Here is a 17,668-nt window from a genome sequence, read left to right as displayed (position 1 = left end):
TCTGAATGCGTTAAGCGGAAACCCGGTCGAGAAACAGGGTGGCGGCAAGCAGGTCCGCCGCGCCACCCGGCGAGGCGTTCTGCGCCAGCATCTGCGCATCAAGGCGCGCCAGCGCGGCCCGACCCTGAGCGGTCGCGCATCCTCCTGCCACCAGCACCTCGCCAGCGCCTTGTTGCATTGCGATAAGGCCCGCCATTCCGGCGCGGGAGAGCACGCAGGTATCGCTAAGCGAGGTCATAATCGCCATCAGCGCGTCAAGACGGGCCTGCTCCTCGCTGGCCCCCGCGGCCCGGCTGCGCAAAAGCTGCGGCAGCGCCAGGGTGGTGATATGCGGAAAAGCGCGCTGCGCTTCTTCCCGCGCGCCCGGAACCTGCCAGCGGCGGCTGGCGCGCAGGCCTTTACTAAAGGTCTTCGGCGCGCCGGCGTCCGGCAGACGGGCGAGGGCGGCGGCGGTTTCCGTAATCTTCTGTGCATGACTTTCTCCCCCCAGCATCGCCGTCGCGCTCACCAGCAGGCCCAGCGCCCAGATAGCGCCGCGGTGGGTATTGACCCCCGAGGTCGCCTGCATCATCTGCGCTTCGCCTTCGCGGCCCAGACGGCCGACGGTTTCGCGCAGGGCGATGTCCGCTGGCCGCCGCCAGCTCTGCTGTGCCAGCGCATGAAACGTTGGCTGCAGGCTACGGGCGGAGCGCTCCATCAGCGCCAGGTTCAGGTCCTGATGCGCGCCGTTGCCGCGACTGTCGACCAGACCCGGTTTGGGGCTGAGTCGCGCTTCGTCAACCAGGCAGGCGCTGGCGGTCTGGGCCAGCCAGCGGGCGCGGGTTTCGGCAATTTGGGGAGAGAGTTTTTTCATTACCAGCTCCGGAATTTTGCCGGTGGGTTGTAAAGCCCGTCGGACCACTCAACCAGGTCGGCTACGCTGCCGGCGGCGAGCAGGGAGCGGGTGGCGTCGCTGCGGCGGATACCGATATCTTCCGGATAGACGACTTTGCCGCTTTGGCGCAGTTCGGCCACGCGTTTGGCGTCCACGCCGAGGCCGATGTCGGTGATCCCCGCTACTGCTGCGACCATTGCCCGGCGCTCTTCGAGACTTTCCGCGCGGTAGAGGTAAGCGATACCTTCTTCGGTCAGCACGTGGGTGACGTCATCGCCGTAAATCATTACCGGCGCCAGCGGCATGCCGGAGGTTTTGGCCACCTCAACGGCGTCGAGTTTTTCCACGAAGGTCGGTTTCACGCCCGCCTGGAAGGTTTCCACCATTTGCACGACCAGCTTTTTACCGCGCTGCATCGGGTCCGGTTCGGTAATCATGTTGAGCCATGCCGGGGTGGCGTGGCGGCGACCGTGCGGGTCGTGGCCCATATTCGGCGCGCCGCCGAAGCCGGAAAGACGACCACGGGTGACGGTAGAGGAGTTGGCATAGCCATCCACCTGGAGGGTTGAGCCGATAAACATATCCACCGCATACTGCCCCGCCAGCTGGCAGAACGCGCGGTTGGAACGCATGGAGCCGTCGGCGCCGGTAAAGAAGATATCCGGGCGCGCGCGAATGTACTCTTCCATCCCCAGTTCGCCGCCGAAGCAGTGCACGCTCTCGACCCAACCGCTTTCAATGGCCGGAATAAGGGTCGGATGCGGGTTCAGCGTCCAGTGTTTACAGATTTTGCCCTTCAGGCCGAGCTGTTCGCCGTAGGTCGGTAGCAGCAGTTCGATGGCGGCGGTGTTAAAGCCGATCCCGTGGTTGAGGGATTGCACCTGATGCTCGGCGTAGATGCCTTTAATCGCCATCATCGCCATCAGGATATGTTCCTGCTTAATCAGGCGCGGGTCGCGGGTAAACAGCGGCTCGATAAAAAACGGTTTATCGGCGACAACGATATAGTCAATCCACGAACCGGGGATATCCACGCGCGGCAGATCGCACTCGTCATCAACCAGTTCGTTGACCTGCGCAATGACGATGCCGTCGTGGAACGCGGCGGCTTCCACCAGCGCCGGAGTGTCTTCGGTGCTCGGCCCGGTGTAGAGGTTGCCCTTGCGGTCGGCTTTATAACCGGCGATCAGCGCGACGTTCGGCGACAGGTCGACGTACAGACGAGAGTAAAGCTCGATATAGGTGTGAATCGCGCCGATTTCCAGCAGGCCATCTTCCAGCAGCTGCGAAATGCGCAGACTTTGGGTGCCGGAGAAGGAAAAATCGAGCTTGCGGGCGATGCCTTTTTCGAAAAGGTCCAGGTGCTCGCTGCGCCCGACGCTCGGCATAATCATATGCAGGTCGTGAATTTTTTGCGGGTTAACCTCCGCCAGCATCCGCGAGAGGAAATCTGCCTGTTTCTGGTTGTTGCCTTCCAGTACCACCCGGTCGCCGGGGGCCAGCAGATGTTCCAGTACGGCAACCAGCTGGTCAGTGGGGATCACTTTGCCCGAGATTTTCGCCTCGGCCAGTCGCCGCTGTTTTTCCGTACGGCGACGGTTCCAGACTCGCCCCGTCGTTTGTTCGGCATTCATTATTAACCTCCTGATTCGACAAATCGTTTTGATTGCCCTGGTGTGGGAGTAAGTGTGCGTCCCGAGGTGGCGGGCATCAATTAAGGCCGATGGCGAATCGTTAGCGTAAGAGTAATGATTGGCGGGGCAGAGATGTGATGACGATCAATAATGATTGCGAATGATTGGTCTACGAGTGGGGGACGTACCGGGTTGAGGCATTGACGCGGCTTCCCGGCTCGCACTGCGTTTAGCCGGGCTACAGGTTAAAGGTCGTCTGCGGGCCGGTAGCCGGGACAGATGCGTCAGCATCGCCTCCGGGAAGTTCAGCCGCTCCGCGCTCTGCTCCCGGGGGCGGCGCAAAGCGCCTGCCCGGGTACAGGTTAAAGGTCGTCTGCGGGCCGGTAGCCCGGACAGATGCGCCAGCATCGCCTCCGGGGGAACTGCGAGCAATCTCGTTAGTTTTTACTTAAATCACTCAGCAGGAAGGCGATGCTTTGCCCGGCCACCGTCTGTTCGAGGGCGATTTTGACAATAATCGTCAGCGGTACCGAGAGCAGCATCCCCACCGGCCCCAGCAGCCAGCCCCAGAAAATCAATGACAGGAAGACCACCAGCGTCGATAGCCCCAGCCCGCGGCCCATAATGCGCGGTTCAAGGATATTGCCGAACACCAGGTTTATCGCCAGATAGCCCGCCAGCACCACCAGCGCTTCGTACAGACCGCCAAATACCAGCACCTGCAAAATCGGCGGGATGGCCGCGAGAACCGAACCGATATTGGGAATGTAGTTGAGCGCAAAAGCCAGCAGTCCCCACATAAAGGCAAAGCGGACGTCCAGCAGCACCAGCATTCCCCAGACCACCAGCCCGGTCACCAGGCTGATGGCGGTTTTGAGCACCAGATAGTGAGAGACGCTATCCAGCGCGCGCTGAATCGCGCCCATTCCCTCCACCGGCCGCGACATCAGCTGCTGCAGCTTCGCGGGAAGCTGCGGTACTTCCAGTAGCATAAACACCACCGTCAGCAGCAGCAGGAAGATAGAGGACATCGCGTTGGAAAGCTGGGTAAGCAGCCCGGTTACCAGGGTCATCACCGCGTTGGGGTCTATATATTTATTCAGCTCCACCACCGACACGGTAAAGCCGAAGCGCTGCAGCCACGGCGCGACGGTCTGCATCGGTTCATAGAGATAGTTGCGATACTGCGGCAGGGTGCGCGCAAGCTCGTTAAGCGAGGTGCCGAGCGAGGCCAGCAGCACCACGGCCAGCAGGACAATCACCCCGACCAGGAGCGAAATCGCCAGTACCCGCGGCACCCGGCAGCGCACCATCAGCTGAACCAGCGGGTTAATCACCACCGCCAGAAAGATCGCCAGCACAAAAGGCACGATAATATCCGCCGCGAAGCGGATGCCTGTAAGGATGATAACCAGCATGCCGAGCATGATGACTATTTTTAAGCCGTTAAGCGTGATGATGGGTTTGGCCATACCGCTCCCTGCGCGAGAAAAAATGGGGTCTAATAGGAGTCATTGTAGACGTTGGCAAAGTCGGCGTCTCAACGCGTCGCCTCAGTTAAAATGAAAAAAACCGACCCATTAATAAATAATGACTGGAACGATATCATAATGGCGTTTGCTATCGGAAAAAACTAATCCAAATCAAATAGCAGAGGTAAAGAACTGCAAAGTCTTTGAGTTAAATGTGGTGTTATGGTACAAATCTGCGTGTGTATAACTACAGAGGACAATTTTCATCCGCAAATGATGAGAAGCAATACCGCGGATAATTGTAATTTTATGGACAATCAGTTCAGGATGTATATTTCGCTTCACCCTGCAGTCTCCCACTCCAACTCCCGCTTCCTCGGCGAGCAGCACTGGCGCTCGGCGCTTTAGTCTTCTTCTCTCTGCCTGAGCTGGCGCGCTGCGCACGGCTAAAATAACGTCAGAATTTTTCCGGTTTACTTCGCTGTAAGCCGTAATGGATTATATTCTCAAGCAGGAGAAGGGATCATGTTTTATTGGATTTTATTAGCTTTAGCAATCGTTGCTGAAATTACCGGCACTTTGTCGATGAAATGGGCAAGCGTAAGCGGCGGCCACACTGGTTTTATTTTAATGCTGGTGATGATTGCGCTTTCCTATATTTTCCTGGCTTTCGCCGTGAAAAAAATCGCCCTCGGCGTGGCCTATGCCCTATGGGAAGGGATCGGCATTTTACTGATCACGATTTTCAGCGTTCTGCTGTTTGATGAAACGCTGTCGACGATAAAAATTGCCGGTCTGGTCACCCTGGTCGCCGGGATTGTATTGATTAAATCGGGAACGCAGAAAACGGTGAAACCGGGCAAGGAGAAAACTCATGCAACAGTTTGAGTGGGTCCATGCCGCCTGGCTGGCGCTGGCTATCGCGCTGGAAATTATGGCCAACGTTTTTCTTAAGTTTTCCGACGGTTTTCGACGTAAGTTCTATGGCCTTATGTCGCTGGCGGCGGTTCTTGGCGCCTTCAGCGCGCTTTCGCAGGCGGTCAAAGGGATTGACCTGTCGGTGGCCTATGCGCTGTGGGGCGGTTTCGGCATTGCGGCGACCATTGCCGCCGGCTGGGTGCTGTTTGGCCAGCGTCTGAATCATAAAGGCTGGGCCGGCCTGCTCCTGCTGGTGGTCGGCATGGTGTTAATTAAACTCGCCTGATATGATGCCGCCTGTGGATGCGGGCGGCAAATTCTGCTCTCTGTATTACTCTTAAAAAAGAGCCAGTTCGGCGTATTTCGCTACCGGCCGACATGAGGGCAGAACATGATCCATTTGCCAGGCTGGCGCAATATTCCCTCCGCCAGAACGCTTTCCATCATGATTGTCCTCGCCGGGATTGGCTTAATCGTGTCCATTATTTCGCTCCTCTACCTCAGCCAGCACCTGATCGGCCTGAAAGCAAACGAAATTGATAAGCATCGTTCCGTGCTATCGGTGGATGGCGCGGTGCAAACCTCGGTGAATCGCGTGCTGTCGCTGGTGATGGATAACGCTATCTGGGACGATGCGGTGCATCAGACCTATACCGACCGGCTCGATCCGCAATGGCTCTATAACTCCTGGGGTTCCGGCTTTAAGATCAATAACCTTTATGACGGCACTTTCGTGCTCGACCAGCACTATCGCGTGCTGTGGGGATCGTTTCGCAGTGAGAGCTTTACCGAACAGGATACCCAATTTCTCGGCAACGGTTTTCATTCGCTCATCTCGCAGCATGCCGCCGCCCTGCGCAGCGGCAAAAGCGCTTATGCCGGCATCACCCGAACCCGCGCCGGTATCGCCTTTATTGCCATTGGCCTGATTCGCCCGACGACAGGACGGCTGCAGGTCTATGATGATACGCGTCGCTATCTGGTGATCACCCGTCATATTAACCCGCAAATGCTTGAGCGGCTGGGCGATACGTTTCAGATCCGCAACCTCCACGTCACGCCAGGCGGCGGCGAATACAGTATCCCGCTCCGCACCCAGTCCGGGGAAATCGTTGGCTATCTGAGCTGGCATCCGGGGCTTCCCGGCGCTGAAGCCGCGCGGGCGGCATCAAACAATATTCGGCTGATCGCCGTCGTGGCAGCGGGGCTGATCCTGCTGTTTATTCTCTTCAGCTGCCTCGGGCTTTACAAGCTGGCGCGCGGCGAAAAGCTGGCGCGCAATATTGCCATGACCGACTGGCTGAGCCGCTTGCCAAACCGGCGGGCGCTGATCGAACGTCTTAATCAGGTATGCGAAAATGCGCAGTACCAGACGCAAAGCGTGGTGTTTATCGATCTCGACGGCTTTAAGGATGTTAACGACAACTACGGCCACGATGTAGGCGATGCGTTGATTATTCATATTGCTAAAGAGCTTCGGCAGCGCGTGCCTCCCGAAGGGATGCTGGCGCGAATGGGCGGCGACGAGTTTGCGATGACCGTAAGCGGCGAACAAGCGGTAAATCAGGCGTTGGCCTTTGCCTGGGCGGTGCTGGAACTGTTAAAAGCCCCCGTTATCCTCAACGAACGAAAAATTTATATCAGCGCCAGCATCGGCATCGCCAGCGGCGTCCCGGCGAGCTGTTCCAGCACCGAGCTTTTTCGCCGCGCCGATATTGCCATGTACCACTCGAAAAAAACCGGTAAAGGGCGCACCACCTGGTATGACGAAGCGCTCAGCGACGCGCGGCAGTATCAGCTGAATATCGAAAACGGCATCCGCCAGGGGCTGGAGAACGAAGAGTTTGATGTCTGGTACCAGCCGATAGTCAACGCCGATACGCTGGTTATGGAGGGCGTGGAAGCGCTGCTGCGCTGGCCGCGACGTCCGCAGGGGGCGCTGCCGCCGGACACGTTTATCGGTATTGCCGAAAGTAGCGGTTTGATCTACGCGCTTGGTCAGTTTGTTCTGCAACGCGCCTGTAGCGAGCTGCAGCCTTTAGACGATTTGCTGCTGTCGGTGAATATCTCTCCGGCGCAGTTCCGCGACCCGGAGTTTGAGTCGCGGGTGGTGCAGGTGCTGGGCCGCTGCCATTTCCCGGCCCGTCGGTTACAGCTTGAGGTTACGGAGAGCTACGTTCTGGAGAATCCCGAGCGTGCGCGGGCGGCGATTGAAAATTTAAGGTCGCTGGGGATCGCGGTGGCGCTCGATGATTTTGGCACCGGCTACTCCAGCATCGGCTATTTACGCAGCTTTAGCTTCGACAGTCTCAAAATCGATAAATCACTGGCCGGGCTGGTGGATGTGGATACCCAGGCGGCGGAGCTGGTGCGCGGTACCGTGCGCATTGCCGGGGCGTTGGGGATTACGGTTGTGGCGGAAGGCGTTGAAAATCAGCAACAGCTGGCGCTGCTGCGACGGGCGGGATGCGACAAATTGCAGGGCTTCTTCTTCAGCGAGCCGATGCCCGTCGCATCGTTATTGCAGCTGCGCCAGCAGCAAGGCTGACCGCTTACTGGGCGGCCAGCGCCTCAAGCTTATCGCGAAAGCCGGTCACCGAGATGGCGCGGTTGTCCGCCCGCCAGCGATCTTTTGCCCCCGGCGCCGAACTCTGTACCGCGATCACCTGCCAGCCGTCGTCGGTTTTCAGCAGCAGCGGCGAGCCGCTATCGCCGGGTAGCGTATCGCATTGATGGGAGAGCACCGATGTTTGCGCCCAGCCGGTGACCACGCAATCTTCGTGGGTGTAGAGATTATCCAGATGATCTTCCGGATAGCCTGACTGAGTCACTTTTCGTTCTGCGGTCTTGAGCGCCGCGGTCAGATCGGCTTTGCTGCCGCTAAAAATCGGCACCGGCGTAATACCGGAAGGGGCGTAGCGCAGCACGATCAGGCCAAAATCCCACGGCGCCGCGGCGCTGGGAACTATCCAGCCATCGCCGTCGGCCTTAAGCCGTTTGCCCAGCGAAGGGTCCACGCGGCCTTCAATACCGTGAATTTCGTACACCCAGCCACCTTTGCGCGAGATAAAGCGCAGCGCGACGGGTTTATCCGGCTTGCCTTTGGGCGGCGTCAGCAGGCAGTGACCGGCGGTGAGCGCCAGGTTGGGGGCGATCAGCGTCGCGGTACAGAGATTACCGCTGGCGGTTTCCAGTTGCCCAATCGCATCCCAGGGATCGTCCGTGGGGTTGCTGACCGGTTTTCGGTCGTCATGACCAAAAAACAGCGTCTTAATATCTTTTGCACTCATGCCATCATCATCGGCCTGGACCAGCGCTGGAAACAGGGAAATGGAACACAGTAATAACAGGACGTCTCTACGCATATCACTCTCTGGGGAGATAATTATGTCTATTGAAAGTAGCAGCAGATTTAAGTTTATGAAAGTTAAGAATAATTTTAATTAAGCCAGACGGCGGGCGGAATCAGCTAAAATCGCCAGTCGCTTACGGATGAATGGTGTGTATTCAATATGTTAACACCATTTTCCTGCGGCGTTATTTCCGCAGAAAAGGGCAACGGAAGCAACAGAAATCGTGTATCCGAACGTACAACCAGCGGGTAGCGATAAAATGATTCCCGCTTCAGCTTTTTCTCAAGTCCCTAATGACTAAACAGCGCCAATATTGCGGGAAAAAAGAGATTTCTTTGCAGGATAAGCGCACTTCTTTACCTGTTTATCAATTACTTTCAAAGCGAAACATTTTCTCACCGTAAACGTTGTTATTGCTACCACCTTGTTGAGCAAACAGAGATGTTATCCCGGCGATGATATCTGCAATATCAAACACCCGATATACGGGAGGATTTATGTCTAAGCAAGGTATTCGCGCATTAGTTTACGTTTCGCTGGTGTCAGCAATGATTTGGGGCGCCACGGGCTATCTGCTGGTGACGGCGGTTCACGTACTGTAATCCGGGGCCGCGCCCTGGCGGATAACGTCAGCGGAGAGCGGACCGGGAATATGCTGGTTTAAAAAACGCTGCAATAGGGCGATCGGCTGCGGGCTGAGCGTATTTTTCGGCCAGACAAAATAGTAGCCTTCGCCGGTGGCTATCGTGGTAGAGAAGGGCAAGGCCAGCAGTCCCGCGCGGATCGCGGGCAGATTAGGCAATCCCAAAGATATTCTCTTTTTTGCCGCTTTTTTTCCGCAGCTTATTCATCTCACCAACAGTTTCGGCTGCAGTCTGGGGATATTGACGGCGGTGTGGGTGCCGATCGATCTGAGCGTGCTTTCGCTTTTCATTCTGGCGGTTCGTCGTTGGTTAACGGCGCGTTGCGCCAAACGCTTGACGAGGGTCTCGGCGCTTTTTCTGCTGCTTCTGGCGATCTATGGGTTGGGATATAACGTGTGGCAGCTACATCTTTAGTAAAGGAAAAAACGGCTGGCGACCAGCGCGCAGATAATCAGCAGGATCAGGATGAGCTCAAAACGATAGCGCCGCAGCATGGTGCTCTCCAGAAAAAAACGGCGCTGAAGACAGCGCCGATATCATATCACACAACTTAACCCGGGAGATTAAGCAGCCGGTTGTGCAGCTGGTTTAGCGGTATGATGTTTAGTGGTTTTGTGGTGTTTTTTAGCTGCCTGCGCTTTCTGAGCTACAGGTTTAGCAGCGGCTTTTTTGTGTTTCTTAGCGGCCTGGGCTTTCTGGGTTACAGCTGGTTTAGCTGCGGCTTTTTTGTGCTTTTTAGCCGCCTGCGCTTTCTGCTCAGCAGCCGGTTTGGCAGCGGCGGTATGGTGTTTTTTATGGTGGGTCGCTTTAGCGGTGGTGCTGTGAGTTGCAGCAGCCGGCGCCGGAGTTGTGGTGGTGGCAGCATCGGCAGCGAAAGCAACAGAAGACAGACCCATAGCAGCGGCAACGACCAGAGCTAATACTTTTTTCATTCTGATATCCTCGGAAAGGTTTCTTGTTTCAACCCCACTGCGGGGCCGTTGAAAGAACTATATGCTTGTCTTATCGAGGTTTCCGTGAGTGTTTGGTATCGGCGTGTAACCGTATGTACAACGTGCTGCGGCCAAGGTGGAACACGGCGTCGGGAGCGGGGCCCGACGCCGGTGATTTACAGATAACGCGAGGTAAGGTGCTGGCGGAAATAGGCGCTGTTAAGGTCTTCTCCGGTAGCATGCTGAATCAGCTGCGAGGTGGTAAAACGGCTACCGTGCTGCCAGATATTTTGCCGCAGCCAGTCAAACAGGGCGCTGAAGTTACCGTTGGCGATATCGCTTTCCAGCTGCGGTAGCGCCCGTCTGGCGGAAGCCATCAGCTGAGCGGCGTACATCGCGCCAAGCGTATAGGAAGGGAAATAGCCAAAACCGCCGTCGGTCCAGTGGATATCCTGCATACAGCCGTCGCGGTAGTTGCCGGTGGTGGAAAGTCCCAGCCAGTGCTGCATTTTTTCGTCCCACAGCGCCGGAATATCATCGACCTCGATGTCGCCATCAATCAGCGCGCGTTCAATTTCATAGCGCAGAATGACGTGTGCCGGATAGCTCACCTCATCCGCGTCGACGCGGATAAAGCCCGGCTTGACGCGCTGATTCCAGGCGATGAAGTTTTCGCGGCTAAAGGCCGGCTGTTCGCCAAAGTACTGGCGTACCGTTGGCAGCAGGCGCTGCAGAAAGGCGTCGCTGCGGCCAAGCTGCATCTCGAAAAACAGGCTTTGCGACTCATGGATCGCCGTAGAACGGGCGAGGGCAATGGGCTGATCGAGCCAGTTACGCGGCAGATTTTGTTCATAGCGCGCGTGGCCGGTTTCGTGAATCACGCCAAACAGCGCGCTGAGCAGGTCGTTTTCGTTGTAGCGCGTGGTGATACGCACATCCTCGGGGACGCCGCCGCAGAACGGGTGGGCGCTGATATCCAGGCGTCCGCCGTCAAAATCAAATCCCAGCACGCGCATCGCTTCCAGTCCCAGCTCGCGCTGGTCGGTAATCGGAAACGGCCCCTGAGGTTCGATGAGCGGCGTCTGTGCCTGCTTCTCAACCGCTTTTTCCAGCAGCGAAGGAAGCCAGGATTTCAGGTCCGCGAACAGCACGTCCAGACGGGCGCTGGTCATATCCGGTTCAAAAATATCCAGCAGAGCGTCATAGCGGGAGCCGCCTTTCGCCGCCGCGCGAATCTGCGCCTCCTCGCGGCTCAGTTTGACGACTTCACGCAGGTTCTCGGCAAAACCCTGCCAGTCGTTCGCCGGACGCTGGCTGCGCCAGGCGTGCTCGCAGCGGCTACCCGCCAGCGATTTCGCTTCCACCAGGCTTTCCGGCAGCAGCGCCGCCTGTTGGTACTGGCGAGTCATTTCGCGCAGGTTTGCCTGTTCCACATCATTTAGCTCTTCCTGAAGCGCGTTCTGTAGCCATTCACCCACTTTCTTGTCGGTGAGGATCTGATGCTGCAAAACGCCGAGCTCGGCGAGCGCTGCGCCGCGGGCCGCGCTGCCGCCGGGCGGCATCATGGCGAACATATCCCAGCCGGCGATGGCCGAGAGATGCGAGAAGCGGGAGAGTCGCTGAAAGGTGCGGGTAAGCTGATGATAATTTTTGTTTTCGGTCATGTTTACACTCTGACGGTGGCAAGTGAACAAAAGAGGTTTTCGTTGGCCTCTACACTATCGTGATACGCCGATGGGGTCGAGGGATGCGGGGCCTTCCGCCACAAATCTCCTGAGGCAATCGGACATCGCCGCCCGCATCGGCTCGCCGGCCATTAGCATAATGTAGGGATTAATCGATTGCGTATTTTATGTTTGGCTCGAAATAATCCGGATGTGCGTAAAGTAACAGACGCTTTCTCTGAACCGCGGCTAAACTTAATGCAGGCACAGCCCGCCTATGCGAGGTGGATTATGAATCCGTTTACCTGGCTGTTTATTGCTCTGCTTTCTATCGATGCCGTTAGAGAGGTGTTAGGAATGTCGTCGGTACTGGGGATGTGGTGAATAGCGTGGCCCGCGACAGGCCACGTTAACCCGCGTTATTTCAGCCGTTTATGCAAACACGCGCCGGTGAGCAGCGCCGCCAGCAGCATCAGCGCGATAAACCCGCCGACGCCGTTCCAACCGTAGTGATGCCAGAACACGCCGCCTAACGTCCCCGCCATGCTGGAACCCAGATAGTAGCTAAACAAATAGAGCGATGACGCCTGACCGCGGGCGCGACGGGCGCGCGGGCCGATCCAACTGCTGGCTACCGAGTGTGCCGCGAAGAAGCCCGCGGAGAACAGCAGCATGCCGATAAAAATTAGCCATAGCGACGAGAACAGGGTCAGCAGCAGGCCGCCGAGCATTACCGCCGTGGAGAACAGCAGTACCGGGCCGCGACCGTAGCGAACGGTCATCGCCCCGGCTTTCGGCGAACTCCAGGTTCCGGTCAAATAGGCCACCGACAGCAGACCAACCACCGCCTGGCTGAGCGACCACGGCGAGAGCATCAGACGATAGCCGATATAGTTAAACAGCGTTACGAATGCCCCCATTAATAAGAAACCTTCAAGAAACAGCAGCGGCAGTCCGCGATCGCGCCAGTGCAGGCGGAAGTTGATCAGCAGCGATTTTGGCCGCAGCGACGTTGGACGGAAGTGGCGCGACGCCGGCAGGATGCGCCAGAACATCAGCGCGGCTGCGAGGGCGAAGCCGCTAATGACCGCCAGCGCGATACGCCAGCCGAAGAAATCGGTGAATACCCCGGTCAGCAGACGGCCGCTCATGCCGCCAATCGAGTTTCCGCTGATATACAGCCCCATTGAGAACGCCACGACGCTGGGGTGGATCTCTTCGCTCAGATAGGTCATGCCGACCGCCGCCACGCCGCTCAACGACAGGCCGATCAGGGCGCGCATAATCAGGATCCCATGCCAGCTGGACATCATCGTCGACAGCAGGGAGCAGCAGGAAGCCAGCACCAGCGCGGTCACCATCACCTGTTTGCGGCCGATGGCGTCGGATAGCGGACCGGTAAACAGCAGGCCGACCGCCAGCATCGCCGTGGAAATCGACAGCGAGATACTGCTGCTGGCCGGCGAGACGCCGAATTCGCTGGAGAGCACCGGCAGAATCGGCTGAACACAATAGAGCAGCGCAAAGGTCGCCAGTCCGGCGGAAAAGAGGGCGAGGGTGACGCGAATAAATTGCGGGGTACCGCGTTTGATAAACTGGTTTGGCTGAGGAGCGATAATGTCGCTGACGTCGTTTGCCGGGACGGTGTCAGCGGTAGTTGTACGACTCACGGAAAAATCCTTGGTGATAAACAGAGAGTTGAGCGACCGCAATGGCCACTTATTCAGAGTAGGAAAATGTAAATATTCTGTCTAATATATTAATAATCTCAAATAAGACGTTTTAGATATGAATATTGAACTACGTCATCTGCGCTATTTTATTGCCGTGGCGGAAGAGCTCCATTTTGGCCACGCGGCGGCGCGGTTAAATATCTCTCAGCCGCCGCTTAGCCAGCAGATTCAAATCCTTGAGCAGCAAATTGGCGCACGTCTGTTTGCCCGGACGAACCGCAGCGTCAGCCTGACGGAAGCCGGGAGGCAGTTTCTCGCCGATAGCCGGCAGATCCTCTCCCAGGTGGACGATGCCGCCGCGCGGGCAGCCCGTCTTCATCACGGCGAAACCGGCGAACTGCGCATTGGTTTTACCTCCTCGGCCCCCTTTATTAAGGCGGTATCGGACACGCTATCGACCTTCCGACGCCGCTATCCCGATGTGCATATTCAGACGCGGGAAACCAACACGCGCGAGCAGATTGTGCCGCTGAACGAGGGGGCGCTGGATCTGGGGCTGATGCGTAATACCCAACTGCCGGAAACCCTTGTCTGGGAAAGAGTGCTGCGCGAACCGCTGCTGGCGATGGTGCCGCGCGATCATCCGCTGGCGAGCCAGCCGCGCGTCAGCCTGCGGGAACTGGCGCGGGAGCCGTTCGTGTTTTTCGATCCCCATGTCGGTACCGGGCTGTATGACGATATTCTCGGCCTGCTGCGCCGCTACGATCTGACGCCAACGATCGCCCAGGAAGTGGGGGAAGCGATGACGATTATCGGCCTGGTTGCCGCCGGGCTTGGGGTGTCGATTTTGCCGGCGTCGTTCAGACGGGTTCAGCTATCGGAAATGTGCTGGCTGCCCATCGAAGAGCAGGATGCGGTATCGGAAATGTGGCTGGTGTGGTCGAAACATCGTGAACAGGGGCAGGCGGCCCGGCGTTTTCGCGAATCGCTGCTTGCCAGCGCCACGTGAGTTATTTAGGACAAATAACGGCTAAAAATGTGCGGTAAATCACAAGGCTAAGCAAAAATTTGACGATTACCGTTGAAGTGCTTCACCATAGCCGTCAGTTTATTTCGAAGCGCGAAAATAAAGGGAGTCAACGGTGGTAGCGGACAGTCAGCCAGGCCATATCGATCAAATTAAGCAGACCAACGCGGGCGCGGTTTATCGCCTCATTGATCAGCTTGGCCCGGTGTCGCGCATCGACCTCTCGCGCTTCGCGCAGCTGGCGCCTGCCAGCATCACCAAGATCGTCCGTGAAATGCTGGAAGCGCATCTGGTCCAGGAGACGGAAATCCAGGAGCCGGGTAGCCGGGGAAGGCCTGCCGTTGGCCTAATGGTGGAAACGGAAGCCTGGCACTATCTCTCTATCCGCATCAGCCGCGGCGAGCTCCACCTCGCGCTGCGGGATTTAAGCAGCGCGCTGGTGGTGGAAGAGCAGCTTGAACTGGCGTTACAGCACGTTCAGCCCTTTGCGACCCGGCTACTCGATCATGTTGACCAGTTCTTTATTCGTCACCAAAAGAAGCTGGAGCGATTAACCGCCATCGCGGTCACCATGCCGGGGATCATCGACACCGAGCACGGTATCATCCACCGGATGCCTTTTTATGAAGACGTTAAGGATATGCCGCTGGGCGAGATCTTAGCCAACCATACCGGCGTATCGGTCTATATTCAGCACGATATCAGCGCCTGGACCATGGCCGAATCGCTGTTTGGCGCCTCGAGAGGCGCGCGGGATGTCATTCAGGTGGTGATAGACCATAACGTCGGCGCGGGGGTGATCACCGACGGCCGTCTATTGCACGCGGGCAGCAGTAGCCTGGTCGAGATCGGCCACACCCAGGTCGACCCGTATGGGAAACGCTGCTATTGCGGCAACCATGGCTGTCTGGAAACGATCGCCAGCGTGGAGAGCGTGCTGGAGCTGGCGCAGATCCGCATGGCGAAGTCGATGAGCTCGATGCTGCACCAGCAGCCGCTGAGCGTTGAATGGCTATGTCAGGCCGCGCTGCAGGGGGATTTGCTGGCGCGGGACATTATCAGCGGCGTCGGGAACCACGTCGGGCGGATTCTGGCGATTATGGTTAACCTTTTTAACCCGCAAAAAATTCTTATCGGCTCCCCCTTCAACCTGGCCGCGGATATTCTGTTTCCGGCAATATCTGATTGTATTCGACAACAATCGTTACCGGCCTATAGCCGACATATTGCCGTGGAAAGCACCCAGTTTTCTAACCGGGGAACGATGGCTGGCGCGGCCCTGGTTAAGGATGCCCTCTATAACGGATCGTTGCTGATACGACTGTTACAGGGTTAACATTTTTTCATATTCACACCAAAAATTGCGCTATCTCAAGCTGGCTTCCGGCGGCATCGCGTAGACTTTTTCCACAGTTGATTATTTCTCTCCCGTATATTTCATCAACATAACTGTGGGGTTAGTGATGTTTAAGCGTTTCTTCATAACAGGTACTGACACTGCCGTCGGCAAGACGGTGGTTTCCCGTGCGCTGTTGCAGGCACTGGCTGCCTGCGGCAAAAGCGTCGCCGGATACAAGCCTGTGGCGAAGGGCAGTAAAGAGACGCCGGACGGACTGCGGAACAAAGATGCGCTGGTCTTACAGAGCGTGTCATCGCTGGTGTTACCGTATGAAGCTGTCAATCCCATCGCGTTAAGCGAAGATGAAAGCAGCGTGGCGCACAGTTGCCCGATCAACTACGGCCTGCTGTCGGATGGCCTCCTGCGCCTCAGCGGCCAGGTTGAGCATGTAGTGGTTGAAGGTACCGGCGGCTGGCGCAGCCTGATGAACGACCTGCGTCCGCTTTCGGAATGGGTAGTGCAGGAACAGCTGCCGGTGCTCATGGTGGTGGGGATTCAGGAAGGCTGTATCAACCACGCCCTGCTGACCGCGCAGGCGATTGCTAACGACGGCCTGCCGCTTATCGGCTGGGTGGCCAACCGCATTAATCCGGGCCTGGCGCATTATGCTGAAATCATCGACGTGCTGAGCAAAAAGCTGCCGGCCCCGCTTATCGGTGAACTGCCTTACTTGCCGCGCGCGGAACAGCGCGAACTAAGCCAGTATATCGACTTATCGATGCTCGGCGAGATGATGGCGGTAGATAGAATCTCGGCGTAGCGTCCGCGATAGCACCGATGCCAGCACGCTGGCAATCAGTAAACCGGGCAGTAAAACGTACTGTCCGGTCATTTCACAAATCATCAGCGTTGACATAATCGGCGCATGGGTGGTGGCCGCCAGAAACGCCGCCATACCGGTTAAGCCAATCACTATTGCGATCGCCTGGCCATCAGGCAGCCACAGCCCGGTCAGGCTGGCGAACAGCATACCGATCCCCAGCCCAATAAATAGCGTTGGCGTAAATACGCCGCCCGGCGCCCCGGAGCCGCTGCTGGCGAGTACCGCAAGCAGCTTGCAGACAAACACCGTAAGTATTGCGCTGAACAGCGGCGGCGACAGGAGATAGCTCTGGACAACGCTATAGCCATTCCCCCAGACGGCTGGCGCGATCAGCGACAGCAGCCCGACAATGAGACCGCCGAGCGCCAGCTGCCAGGGGGGCGACAGGCGCAGCCGGACAAAGCAGCCATGGCTATAGCCCATCAGCCAGATAAACAGCGGCCCGCAAAGCCCGGCCAGCAGAGCCGTCGCCAGCATCAGCGCATAGTGCGTCGCGCGCAGGGTTTCGTGCAATTCAACGTGATACAGCGGGGCCGAACCGCCGTTCAGCAGATTGGTCAGCAGCAGGGCGACCACCGCGGCAATCACGACCGGGCCTAGCGACGCCAGCATCAGGGTGCCGAATAAGATCTCGGCGATAAACAGGCTTCCGGCCAGCGGAGCGTGGTAGGCGCTGGCCATCCCGGCGGCGGCGCCGCAGGCTACCCACAGCTTCCACTCGTCTTTGGGCGTAAAGCAGCGGGCGAACAGCGACGCGGCCAGCGCGGCCAGCAGGATCATCGCTCCCTCGCGGCCTATGGCGCTGCCGGTGGTCACCACCAGCAGGGAAGCCAGCGATTTTACCAGGCTGGCGGGCGTATCAAACACGCCGTCGCCGGTCTCGAGGGCTTCCATATAGTCGGTTGGCGCATGGGGTCGTGCACTGGTGCGCCGCTGCCAGAGCCAGAGCAGGGCGCCAGCCGCAAAACCGCCGAGCGCGGGCGTCAATAACCGACGCCATCCGGCCATCGACTCGGCGGCGTTGACCAGGCTTCCGCTGTCATTGCTCAGAAACAGGCTTTCCAGACCGGCCATCGCGTGGCGAAACAGGGCAACCGCGAGCGCGGCGAAGACGCCGACCAGCATGGCAATCAGCAGGCGGCGAAACATAACCTGAATATCAGGATAAGCGTGAAGACGATGCATCAGCGAATACGATTAGCGGGGGACATGGCTTATTTTTACCGGGTATAAGCATAGACGCAAAAGCGATAAG

General features: G+C 57.7%; 19 protein-coding genes. 9 read left to right on the top strand and 10 right to left on the bottom strand.

The annotated features are described in order from the left end of the window. Window positions 1-10: 10 nt before the first annotated feature. From KOSB73_RS17480 to KOSB73_RS17470, 3 genes are all read right to left on the bottom strand, one after another. Window positions 11-853 (bottom strand): triphosphoribosyl-dephospho-CoA synthase, encoded by an 843-nt coding sequence (locus KOSB73_RS17480; protein WP_098140747.1) that lies wholly within the window; start codon window positions 851-853, stop codon window positions 11-13. Beyond that, window positions 853-2,508: a malonate decarboxylase subunit alpha gene (gene mdcA / locus KOSB73_RS17475; protein ID WP_004135607.1), complete on the bottom strand. Its 1,656-nt coding sequence runs from the start codon at window positions 2,506-2,508 to the stop codon at window positions 853-855. Before mdcA ends, KOSB73_RS17480 begins: the two co-directional genes overlap by 1 nt. A 437-nt stretch (window positions 2,509-2,945) precedes the next feature. Continuing rightward, a complete protein-coding gene (locus KOSB73_RS17470) occupies window positions 2,946-3,980 on the bottom strand; it encodes an AI-2E family transporter (RefSeq protein ID WP_004135610.1) in 1,035 nt (344 codons plus the stop codon). A gap of 222 nt (window positions 3,981-4,202) precedes the next feature. Here KOSB73_RS17470 and KOSB73_RS31575 point away from each other — a divergent pair, with 222 nt between their 5' ends. The 4 genes from KOSB73_RS31575 to KOSB73_RS17450 all read left to right on the top strand — a co-directional run bounded on the left by KOSB73_RS31575 (window position 4,203) and on the right by KOSB73_RS17450 (window position 7,446). After that, window positions 4,203-4,388 carry a protein YdgV gene (locus tag KOSB73_RS31575; protein ID WP_071830662.1) on the top strand — a complete coding sequence of 62 codons (186 nt, stop codon included), beginning with the start codon at window positions 4,203-4,205 and terminating at the stop codon, window positions 4,386-4,388. A 117-nt stretch (window positions 4,389-4,505) separates the two neighbouring features. After that, window positions 4,506-4,868: a multidrug/spermidine efflux SMR transporter subunit MdtJ gene (gene mdtJ / locus KOSB73_RS17460; RefSeq protein WP_004135616.1), complete on the top strand. Its 363-nt coding sequence runs from the start codon at window positions 4,506-4,508 to the stop codon at window positions 4,866-4,868. Continuing rightward, a complete protein-coding gene (gene mdtI, locus KOSB73_RS17455) occupies window positions 4,855-5,184 on the top strand; it encodes a multidrug/spermidine efflux SMR transporter subunit MdtI (RefSeq protein WP_004119685.1) in 330 nt (109 codons plus the stop codon). Before mdtJ ends, mdtI begins: the two co-directional genes overlap by 14 nt. Window positions 5,185-5,289: 105 nt before the next feature. After that, entirely contained in the window at window positions 5,290-7,446 is a 2,157-nt protein-coding gene (locus KOSB73_RS17450) for a putative bifunctional diguanylate cyclase/phosphodiesterase (RefSeq protein WP_064342757.1), read from the top strand. Window positions 7,447-7,450: 4 nt separating this feature from the next. On the opposite strand, the gene KOSB73_RS17445 is transcribed toward KOSB73_RS17450, so the two are convergent. Next, a complete protein-coding gene (locus tag KOSB73_RS17445; RefSeq protein ID WP_004135618.1) occupies window positions 7,451-8,263 on the bottom strand; it encodes a trypsin-like serine peptidase in 813 nt (270 codons plus the stop codon). Window positions 8,264-8,840: 577 nt separating this feature from the next. Next, entirely contained in the window at window positions 8,841-9,014 is a 174-nt protein-coding gene (locus KOSB73_RS17440; protein WP_224231483.1) for a hypothetical protein, read from the bottom strand. Between KOSB73_RS17440 and KOSB73_RS17435 the strand changes: the two genes are divergently transcribed. Further along, window positions 8,998-9,309 carry a hypothetical protein gene (locus KOSB73_RS17435; protein WP_224253814.1) on the top strand — a complete coding sequence of 104 codons (312 nt, stop codon included), beginning with the start codon at window positions 8,998-9,000 and terminating at the stop codon, window positions 9,307-9,309. The two genes, KOSB73_RS17440 and KOSB73_RS17435, sit on opposite strands and share 17 nt — an antisense overlap. Here KOSB73_RS17435 and ydgU read toward each other — a convergent pair. The 3 genes from ydgU to KOSB73_RS17420 form a co-directional block, all read right to left on the bottom strand. Beyond that, window positions 9,306-9,389: a small membrane protein YdgU gene (gene ydgU / locus KOSB73_RS31570; protein WP_049250231.1), complete on the bottom strand. Its 84-nt coding sequence runs from the start codon at window positions 9,387-9,389 to the stop codon at window positions 9,306-9,308. The genes KOSB73_RS17435 and ydgU overlap by 4 nt on opposite strands. Before the next feature lie 69 nt (window positions 9,390-9,458). Next, window positions 9,459-9,827 carry an acid resistance repetitive basic protein Asr gene (gene asr / locus KOSB73_RS17425; protein WP_098140746.1) on the bottom strand — a complete coding sequence of 123 codons (369 nt, stop codon included), beginning with the start codon at window positions 9,825-9,827 and terminating at the stop codon, window positions 9,459-9,461. 176 nt (window positions 9,828-10,003) lie between these two features. Then, window positions 10,004-11,491 (bottom strand): carboxypeptidase M32, encoded by a 1,488-nt coding sequence (locus KOSB73_RS17420; RefSeq protein ID WP_004135623.1) that lies wholly within the window; start codon window positions 11,489-11,491, stop codon window positions 10,004-10,006. Between the two features lie 291 nt (window positions 11,492-11,782). On the opposite strand from KOSB73_RS17420, the gene KOSB73_RS31165 reads away from it, so the two are divergent. Next, a complete protein-coding gene (locus KOSB73_RS31165; RefSeq protein WP_004119695.1) occupies window positions 11,783-11,875 on the top strand; it encodes a KPN_01571 family protein in 93 nt (30 codons plus the stop codon). 35 nt (window positions 11,876-11,910) lie between these two features. Here KOSB73_RS31165 and KOSB73_RS17415 read toward each other — a convergent pair whose 3' ends face one another. Continuing rightward, window positions 11,911-13,161 (bottom strand): MFS transporter, encoded by a 1,251-nt coding sequence (locus tag KOSB73_RS17415; protein WP_004135626.1) that lies wholly within the window; start codon window positions 13,159-13,161, stop codon window positions 11,911-11,913. 118 nt (window positions 13,162-13,279) lie between these two features. On the opposite strand from KOSB73_RS17415, the gene KOSB73_RS17410 reads away from it, so the two are divergent. From KOSB73_RS17410 to bioD, 3 genes are all read left to right on the top strand, one after another. Continuing rightward, complete coding sequence (locus KOSB73_RS17410) at window positions 13,280-14,173, top strand: LysR family transcriptional regulator (protein ID WP_004135628.1); 894 nt, start codon at window positions 13,280-13,282, stop codon at window positions 14,171-14,173. A 133-nt stretch (window positions 14,174-14,306) separates the two neighbouring features. Next, window positions 14,307-15,527, top strand: coding sequence for a sugar metabolism global transcriptional regulator Mlc (gene mlc, locus KOSB73_RS17405; RefSeq protein ID WP_004135633.1), 1,221 nt, complete (start codon window positions 14,307-14,309; stop codon window positions 15,525-15,527). A gap of 127 nt (window positions 15,528-15,654) precedes the next feature. Then, window positions 15,655-16,350 (top strand): dethiobiotin synthase, encoded by a 696-nt coding sequence (bioD, locus tag KOSB73_RS17400; RefSeq protein ID WP_024358032.1) that lies wholly within the window; start codon window positions 15,655-15,657, stop codon window positions 16,348-16,350. Here the strand turns inward: bioD and clcB are convergent. Continuing rightward, complete coding sequence (gene clcB, locus KOSB73_RS17395) at window positions 16,303-17,598, bottom strand: voltage-gated ClC-type chloride channel ClcB (protein ID WP_024358033.1); 1,296 nt, start codon at window positions 17,596-17,598, stop codon at window positions 16,303-16,305. The genes bioD and clcB overlap by 48 nt on opposite strands. Between the last annotated feature and the right edge of the window lie 70 nt (window positions 17,599-17,668).

Origin of the sequence: Klebsiella grimontii, assembly GCF_900200035.1 — a bacterium.
Classification (GTDB): domain Bacteria; phylum Pseudomonadota; class Gammaproteobacteria; order Enterobacterales; family Enterobacteriaceae; genus Klebsiella; species Klebsiella grimontii.
Note: the sequence above shows the minus strand (reverse complement) of the source record. Positions and strands in the feature narration are given on the sequence as shown.

Excerpts from the sequence above, each read along its gene's own strand:
- KOSB73_RS17480 (WP_098140747.1), bottom strand. The coding sequence starts at position 853 with ATGAAAAAACTCTCTCCCCAAATTGCCGAAACCCGCGCCCGCTGGCTG.
- mdcA (WP_004135607.1), bottom strand. The coding sequence starts at position 2,508 with ATGAATGCCGAACAAACGACGGGGCGAGTCTGGAACCGTCGCCGTACG.
- KOSB73_RS17470 (WP_004135610.1), bottom strand. The coding sequence starts at position 3,980 with ATGGCCAAACCCATCATCACGCTTAACGGCTTAAAAATAGTCATCATG.
- KOSB73_RS31575 (WP_071830662.1), top strand. The coding sequence starts at position 4,203 with ATGGTACAAATCTGCGTGTGTATAACTACAGAGGACAATTTTCATCCG.
- mdtJ (WP_004135616.1), top strand. The coding sequence starts at position 4,506 with ATGTTTTATTGGATTTTATTAGCTTTAGCAATCGTTGCTGAAATTACC.
- mdtI (WP_004119685.1), top strand. The coding sequence starts at position 4,855 with ATGCAACAGTTTGAGTGGGTCCATGCCGCCTGGCTGGCGCTGGCTATC.
- KOSB73_RS17450 (WP_064342757.1), top strand. The coding sequence starts at position 5,290 with ATGATCCATTTGCCAGGCTGGCGCAATATTCCCTCCGCCAGAACGCTT.
- KOSB73_RS17445 (WP_004135618.1), bottom strand. The coding sequence starts at position 8,263 with ATGCGTAGAGACGTCCTGTTATTACTGTGTTCCATTTCCCTGTTTCCA.
- ydgU (WP_049250231.1), bottom strand. The coding sequence starts at position 9,389 with ATGCTGCGGCGCTATCGTTTTGAGCTCATCCTGATCCTGCTGATTATC.
- asr (WP_098140746.1), bottom strand. The coding sequence starts at position 9,827 with ATGAAAAAAGTATTAGCTCTGGTCGTTGCCGCTGCTATGGGTCTGTCT.
- KOSB73_RS17420 (WP_004135623.1), bottom strand. The coding sequence starts at position 11,491 with ATGACCGAAAACAAAAATTATCATCAGCTTACCCGCACCTTTCAGCGA.
- KOSB73_RS31165 (WP_004119695.1), top strand. The coding sequence starts at position 11,783 with ATGAATCCGTTTACCTGGCTGTTTATTGCTCTGCTTTCTATCGATGCC.
- KOSB73_RS17410 (WP_004135628.1), top strand. The coding sequence starts at position 13,280 with ATGAATATTGAACTACGTCATCTGCGCTATTTTATTGCCGTGGCGGAA.
- bioD (WP_024358032.1), top strand. The coding sequence starts at position 15,655 with ATGTTTAAGCGTTTCTTCATAACAGGTACTGACACTGCCGTCGGCAAG.
- clcB (WP_024358033.1), bottom strand. The coding sequence starts at position 17,598 with ATGCATCGTCTTCACGCTTATCCTGATATTCAGGTTATGTTTCGCCGC.